Below are 6,817 nucleotides of genomic sequence, written 5' to 3'. Positions count from 1 at the left end.
GGGGCCGTACGTAAGGGGCGAGACCTTTGGTTCCTTTGGGGCGTTTGCCAAAGGGACTCGCCGTAAGGGCGAAACCATAAGCCGCCGTTACCGCAGAAACGGATATGTACCCGGTTAAAAACCCAACGATGAAACAAGCTTCGAGCCCCTTGCCCCCCCGCCACAGACGGCTAACATCAAACAAAAGGAAAATATCTCCACCCCCACCCCTAAAGTTGAAGGACTCGACAACCGACACAGTGCTAATAGGCTAACTCGTCAAGACAACTGCAAATCAGCCAAGCTGCAGGCAAAATCCCCCAAGGATGATTGTCCCTTTGACTGCCATAACGGGATTGCCAATACTCATGGCAACTTGATACTACCCGCACGGAACAAGGAATATCCCTTTGAAGCTGGAACTCAAGAACAGCTTGTCGGTGAAGTTGCTCCGGGTCGTGCTCCTGTCGGCATTGATCGTCGGCGTGGTCTTGAGCTGCGCGCAGATTGTGTTCGATGCCTATAAAACACGCCAGGCCGTCGCCAGCGATGCCGAACGCATCCTCGACATGTTTCGCGACCCCTCGACCCAGGCCGTCTACAGCCTGGACCGGGAAATGGGCATGCAGGTGATCGAAGGCCTGTTTCAGGACGCCGCCGTGCGCAAGGCCTCCATCGGCCATCCCAACGAAGCCATGCTCGCGCAAAAAACCCGCGAACTGCAGCACTCCCACAGCCGCTGGCTGACCGACCTGATTCTCGGCCAGGAACGCACCTTCACCACCCAACTGGTCGGTCGCGGGCCTTACAGCGAGTATTACGGCGACCTGAGCATCACCCTCGATACCGCCACCTACGGCCAAGGGTTCATTGTCAGCTCGGTGATCATCTTCATCTCCGGCGTACTGCGCGCGCTCGCCATGGGGCTGGTGCTGTATCTGGTCTATCACTGGTTGCTGACCAAGCCGCTGTCGCGAATCATCGAGCACCTCACGGAAATCAATCCGGATCGTCCCAGCGAACACAAGATTCCGCTGCTCAAGGGCCACGAGAAAAACGAACTGGGCATCTGGATCAACACTGCCAACCAGTTGCTCGAGTCCATCGAACGCAATACCCATCTGCGCCACGAGGCGGAAAACAGCCTGTTGCGCATGTCCCAATACGATTTCCTGACGGGACTGCCGAACCGGCAGCAATTGCAGCAGCAACTGGACAAGATCCTCATCGACGCCGGCAGGTTGCAACGCCGGGTCGCGGTGTTGTGTGTCGGCCTCGACGATTTCAAGGGCATCAACGAGCAGTTCAGCTACCAGACCGGCGACCAGTTGCTGCTGGCCCTGGCCGATCGCCTGCGCGGCCATAGCGGGCGCCTGGGTGCCCTCGCCCGCCTCGGTGGCGACCAGTTCGCCCTGGTCCAGGCCGATATCGAACAACCCTACGAAGCCGCCGAGCTGGCACAAAGCATTCTCGATGATCTGGAAGCGGCGTTTGCCCTCGACCATCAGGAGATCCGCCTGCGCGCCACCATCGGCATCACCCTGTTCCCCGAGGACGGCGACAGCACCGAGAAGCTGCTGCAAAAGGCCGAGCAGACCATGACGCTGGCCAAGACCCGCTCGCGCAACCGCTATCAGTTCTATATCGCCAGTGTCGACACCGAAATGCGCCGCCGCCGCGAGTTGGAAAAAGACTTGCGCGATGCGCTGCTCCGCAATCAGTTCTATCTCGTCTACCAGCCGCAGATCAGTTATCGCGACAACCGCGTGGTGGGCGTCGAAGCCCTGATTCGCTGGCAGCACCCCGAACACGGCATGGTGCCACCGGACCTGTTCATCCCGCTGGCCGAACAGAACGGCACCATCATTGCCATCGGCGAGTGGGTGCTGGACCAGGCATGCAAACAATTACGCGAGTGGCATGACCAAGGCTTCAGTGACCTGCGCATGGCGGTCAACCTGTCCACGGTTCAATTGCACCACGCCGAACTGCCACGGGTGGTCAACAACCTGCTGCAAATGTACCGCCTGCCGCCACGCAGCCTGGAACTGGAAGTCACCGAAACCGGCCTGATGGAAGACATCAGCACCGCAGCCCAGCATCTGCTCAGCCTGCGCCGCTCCGGTGCGCTGATCGCCATCGACGACTTTGGAACCGGCTATTCATCCTTGAGCTATCTCAAGAGCCTGCCGCTGGACAAGATCAAGATCGACAAGAGCTTCGTTCAGGACCTGCTCGATGACGACGACGATGCGACCATCGTTCGCGCCATCATCCAGCTGGGCAAAAGCCTGGGCATGCAGGTGATAGCCGAAGGTGTGGAAACCGCCGAACAGGAGGCCTACATCATTTCCGAAGGCTGCCACGAAGGTCAGGGTTATCACTACAGCAAGCCATTGCCGGCGCGGGAACTGGGCGTTTACCTCAAGCAGGCCCAACGCAGTAACGCGGCTATTTTGTAATCCCCCTGTAGGAGCGAGCCTGCTCGCGATGAACTTGAGAACACCGCGGGGTATCAGGTTCCCTGCGTTATCGTTGACGTCCATCGCGAGCAGGCTCGCTCCTACAGGGATTCGTGAATAAGAAATATTTCCACCTACAACCCTTTACACATAATGCGAAAGATTTGCATTATGTCGCAGTTTTGCGTGCGCATAGCGCCACTCCACCCCTATCGAAGCAGGATGTTCGCCATGATTCGTATGCCTCTGGCTACCGCCAGTCTGTTGGCCATCGCTATTTCCCTCGCCGGTTGCGGCGAAGGTGACAAAGAAAAAGCTGCCGCGCCTGCGCCAGCCGCCAGCACCGCGGCCGCCCCGGCTGCTGCACCTGCCGCTGCCGGTAAAGTCGACGAAGCCGCCGCCAAAGCCGTTGTCGCTCACTACGCCGACATCGTTTTCGCCGTTTATAGCGATGCCGAATCCACCGCGAAGACCCTGCAAACCGCCGTAGACGCCTTCCTCGCCAAGCCGAACGACGACACCCTGAAAGCCGCCAAGGCTGCCTGGGTTGCCGCTCGCGTGCCTTACCTGCAGAGCGAAGTGTTCCGCTTCGGCAACACCATCGTTGACGACTGGGAAGGTCAGTTGAACTCCTGGCCACTGGACGAAGGCCTGATCGACTACGTCGACAAGTCCTATGAGCACGCCTTGGGCAACCCGGGTGCCACCGCCAACATCATCGCCAACACTGAAGTGCAGATCGGCGAAGACAAGGTCGACGTCAAAGACATCACCCCGGAAAAACTCGCCAGCCTGAACGAGCTGGGCGGTTCCGAGGCCAACGTCGCCACCGGTTACCACGCCATCGAATTCCTGCTCTGGGGCCAGGACCTGAACGGCACCGGCCCTGGCGCCGGCAACCGTCCGGCTTCCGACTACCTGGAAGGCAAAGGGGCTACCGGCGGTCACAACGATCGTCGTCGTGCCTACCTGAAGTCCGTGACTCAGTTGCTGGTCAGCGACCTGGAAGAAATGGTCGGTAACTGGAAGCCGAACGTGGCCGACAACTACCGCGCCACCCTGGAAGCGGAACCGGCTGAAACCGGCCTGCGCAAAATGCTGTTCGGCATGGGCAGCCTGTCCCTGGGCGAACTGGCGGGCGAGCGCATGAAGGTTTCCCTGGAAGCCAACTCCCCTGAAGACGAGCAGGATTGCTTCAGCGACAACACCCACAACTCGCACTTCTACGATGCCAAGGGCATTCGTAACGTGTACCTGGGTGAATACACCCGTGTCGACGGTACCAAAATGACCGGCGCCAGCCTGTCGTCCCTGGTGGCCAAGGCCGACCCGGCTGCCGACACCGCGCTCAAAGACGACCTGGCCGCTACCGAAGCCAAGATCCAGATCATGGTTGATCACGCCAACAAGGGTGAGCACTACGACCAGCTGATCGCTGCCGGCAACACCGCAGGCAACCAGATCGTCCGTGACGCCATCGCCGCCCTGGTCAAGCAGACCGGTTCGATCGAAGCCGCCGCTGGCAAACTGGGCATCAACGACCTGAACCCGGACAACGCTGATCACGAATTCTGATCAACGCTGGCTGAATGAAAAAGGCGACCTTCGGGTCGCCTTTTTTGTGTCCGCCACAGCTCATCCCCTGTGGGAGCGAGCTTGCTCGCGATAGCGGTAGCACATTCAACATTGATATTGGTCATGATGGCCCCATCGCGAGCAAGCTCGCTCCCACAGAGGGATCATCGTTTCCAGATAAACGCTGCCCCACATCAAGCAAACGATAATTCCTCTTATTCAAATTCCCATCCCCTGTTAGACTTTGCGCCCTTGTTTTGCTCGTCTTGCAGGATCCCTGATGCCCTCGCTGCCTCTTCGCTTGTCCGCACTGTTTCTGGCCCTGGGCCTGAGTGCCTGCGATGACGCCCCGAAATTCACCCAGGCAGAACCCGGTGAAGCCCGCTCCGGCGGCAGTGCAACGGTGCGCAAGACCGATCAGAACGCGTTTTCCATGCCCTCGGCGAACCTGCCGCCGTCCCGGCGTGTGGATTTCAGCGTCGGCAACAGTTTCTTCCGCAGCCCTTGGGTGATCGCCCCTTCGACGACGACCGCGCGCGATGGCCTCGGCCCGTTGTTCAACACCAATGCCTGCCAGGGCTGCCACATCAAGGACGGCCGCGGCCATCCACCGACTGCGGACGATGTGAACGCCGTGTCGATGCTGGTACGCCTGTCGATTCCCGACACCCCGGCGTATGCCAAGGTCATCGAGCAGATCGGCGTAGTGCCGGAGCCCGTCTACGGCGGTCAGTTCCAGGACATGGCCGTACCCGGCGTGGCCCCCGAAGGCAAAGTGCGGGTCGATTACACCGCCGTGCCGGTTCGCTTCAAGGACGGCACCGAAGTCGAGTTGCGCAAACCCAGCCTGAACATCACCCAGCTGGGCTACGGCCCGATGCACCCCGACACCCGCTTCTCGGCACGGGTTGCCCCGCCGATGATTGGCCTGGGCTTGCTCGAGGCGATCCCTGACGAGGCGATCCTGGCCAACGCCGAGGCACAGGCCAAGGCGAACAACGGCATCAGCGGACGACCGAACCGGGTCTGGGATGACGCCGGGCAAAAGACGGTTTTGGGAAGGTTTGGCTGGAAAGCCGGACAACCGAACCTCAATCAACAGAATGTTCACGCGTTTTCGGGCGATATGGGCCTCACGACCAGCCTGCGGCCCTTTGATGATTGCACGGACGCGCAAACGGCCTGTAAACAGGCACCCAATGGCAACGGCCCCGATGGCGAGCCGGAAGTCAGCGATAACATCCTGCGCCTGGTGCTGTTCTACAGCCGTAACCTCGCCGTACCAGCCCGTCGTGACGTCAACGCACCTGAAGTGCTGGCCGGCAAAACCCTGTTCTATCAGGCCGGTTGCCAGTCCTGTCACACACCGAAATACACCACCGCCGCCAACGCCGCCGAACCTGAGCTGGCCAATCAAGTGATTCGCCCCTACAGCGACCTGCTGCTGCATGACATGGGCGACGGCCTGGCCGACAACCGTAGCGAATTCCAGGCCAGTGGCCGCGAATGGCGCACCCCGCCGTTGTGGGGCATCGGCCTGACACAAGCGGTCAGCGGCCACACCCAGTTCCTGCACGACGGCCGCGCCCGCAACCTGCTCGAAGCCGTGCTCTGGCATGGCGGCGAGGCGACAGCGGCGCAGCAACAGGTTTTGTCTTTCAATGCCGAGCAGCGCGCCGCGCTGCTGGCGTTCCTGAATTCCCTTTAACACGCATTCCACTCGCGGGAGCCCGACATGTTCCGTCCCAAACTGTTGTTCACCAGCCTTGCCGCCCTCGCCTTGGGCGCCTGCTCGCCCCAGGATCCGCAAGCGGTCACGTCGGCGGCCATCGCCAAGTCGGTGATCCTGCCGACCTACACCCGCTGGGTTGAAGCCGACCGTCAATTGGCGGTCAGCGCCCTCGCATACTGCGAGGGCAAGGAAACCCTGGAAACCGCCCGGGCCGACTTCCTGCACGCGCAAAAAGCCTGGGCCGAGCTGCAACCGCTGTTGATCGGGCCATTGGCCGAAGGCAACCGCTCGTGGCAAGTGCAGTTCTGGCCGGACAAGAAAAACCTGGTCGGCCGTCAGGTCGAGCAACTGGTCAGCGCCCAGCCGCAGATCGATGTGGCAGCGCTGGCCAAGTCCAGTGTCGTGGTGCAGGGCCTCTCGGCCTACGAATACATTCTGTTCGACAGCAAGCCTGACGTGGCCAACGCTGAGCAGAAGAGCAAATACTGCCCACTGCTGATCGCCATCGGCGAACGCCAGAAACAGTTGGCCGAAGAGATTCTGCAAACCTGGAACAACACTGACGGCATGCTCGCGCAGATGAGCAAATTCCCGAACCAGCGTTACGCCGACTCCCACGAAGCGATCGCCGATCTGCTGCGGGTTCAAGTCACCGCCATCGACACCCTGAAGAAAAAACTCGGCACGCCGATGGGTCGCCAGAGCAAGGGCGTGCCGCAACCGTTCCAGGCCGATGCCTGGCGCAGCCAGTCGTCCCTGACCAGCCTCGAAGCCAGCCTCGCGGCTGCCAAAACGGTCTGGGAAGGTGTGGATAACAAAGGCCTGCGCGGTCTGTTGCCGAGCGAGCAGAAGCCGTTGGCCGACAAGATCGATGCCGCCTATGCCGCCTCGCTGAAACTGTTTGCCGGCAACCAGCGCACGCTGACCGACATGCTCAATGACGAGGCCGGCCGCCAGCAACTCAACGAGCTGTATGACAGCCTCAACGTCGTCCATCGCCTGCACGAGGCCGATCTGGCCAAGGCATTGGGCATCCAGCTGGGCTTCAATGCCAACGACGGTGACTGAT

The 6,817-nt window shown here is 60.7% G+C and carries 4 protein-coding genes; all 4 read left to right on the top strand.

Annotated features, from left to right (window positions below; all coding sequences use genetic code 11):
* The first annotated feature begins 389 nt into the window (after positions 1-389).
* The 4 genes from PMI26_RS05240 to PMI26_RS05255 all read left to right on the top strand — a co-directional run bounded on the left by PMI26_RS05240 (position 390) and on the right by PMI26_RS05255 (position 6,816).
* Positions 390-2,441, top strand: coding sequence for a putative bifunctional diguanylate cyclase/phosphodiesterase (locus PMI26_RS05240; RefSeq protein ID WP_007978594.1), 2,052 nt, complete (start codon positions 390-392; stop codon positions 2,439-2,441).
* Between the two features lie 231 nt (positions 2,442-2,672).
* On the top strand, positions 2,673-4,016 hold the full coding sequence (locus PMI26_RS05245) for an imelysin family protein (RefSeq protein WP_007978592.1): 1,344 nt from the start codon (positions 2,673-2,675) through the stop codon (positions 4,014-4,016).
* Between the two features lie 280 nt (positions 4,017-4,296).
* The gene (locus PMI26_RS05250; RefSeq protein ID WP_007978590.1) at positions 4,297-5,724 is read left to right on the top strand and encodes a di-heme oxidoreductase family protein; all 1,428 of its coding nucleotides are present in this window, start codon (positions 4,297-4,299) and stop codon (positions 5,722-5,724) included.
* 27 nt (positions 5,725-5,751) lie between these two features.
* Positions 5,752-6,816, top strand: a complete 1,065-nt coding sequence (locus PMI26_RS05255) for an imelysin family protein (protein ID WP_007978588.1) — start codon at positions 5,752-5,754, stop codon at positions 6,814-6,816.
* The last annotated feature ends 1 nt before the right edge of the window (position 6,817 follow it).

This window comes from Pseudomonas sp. GM33 (genome assembly GCF_000282295.1).
In the GTDB taxonomy this organism is placed as follows: Bacteria; Pseudomonadota; Gammaproteobacteria; order Pseudomonadales; family Pseudomonadaceae; genus Aquipseudomonas; species Aquipseudomonas laurylsulfatiphila.
The sequence above is the reverse complement of the archived record's forward strand: the minus strand, read 5'-3'. Positions and strand labels throughout refer to the sequence as shown.

Bases quoted from the DNA above. Each gene is read 5' to 3' on its own strand.
- PMI26_RS05245 (WP_007978592.1), top strand. From the start codon at position 2,673: ATGATTCGTATGCCTCTGGCTACCGCCAGTCTGTTGGCCATCGCTATT.
- PMI26_RS05250 (WP_007978590.1), top strand. From the start codon at position 4,297: ATGCCCTCGCTGCCTCTTCGCTTGTCCGCACTGTTTCTGGCCCTGGGC.
- PMI26_RS05255 (WP_007978588.1), top strand. From the start codon at position 5,752: ATGTTCCGTCCCAAACTGTTGTTCACCAGCCTTGCCGCCCTCGCCTTG.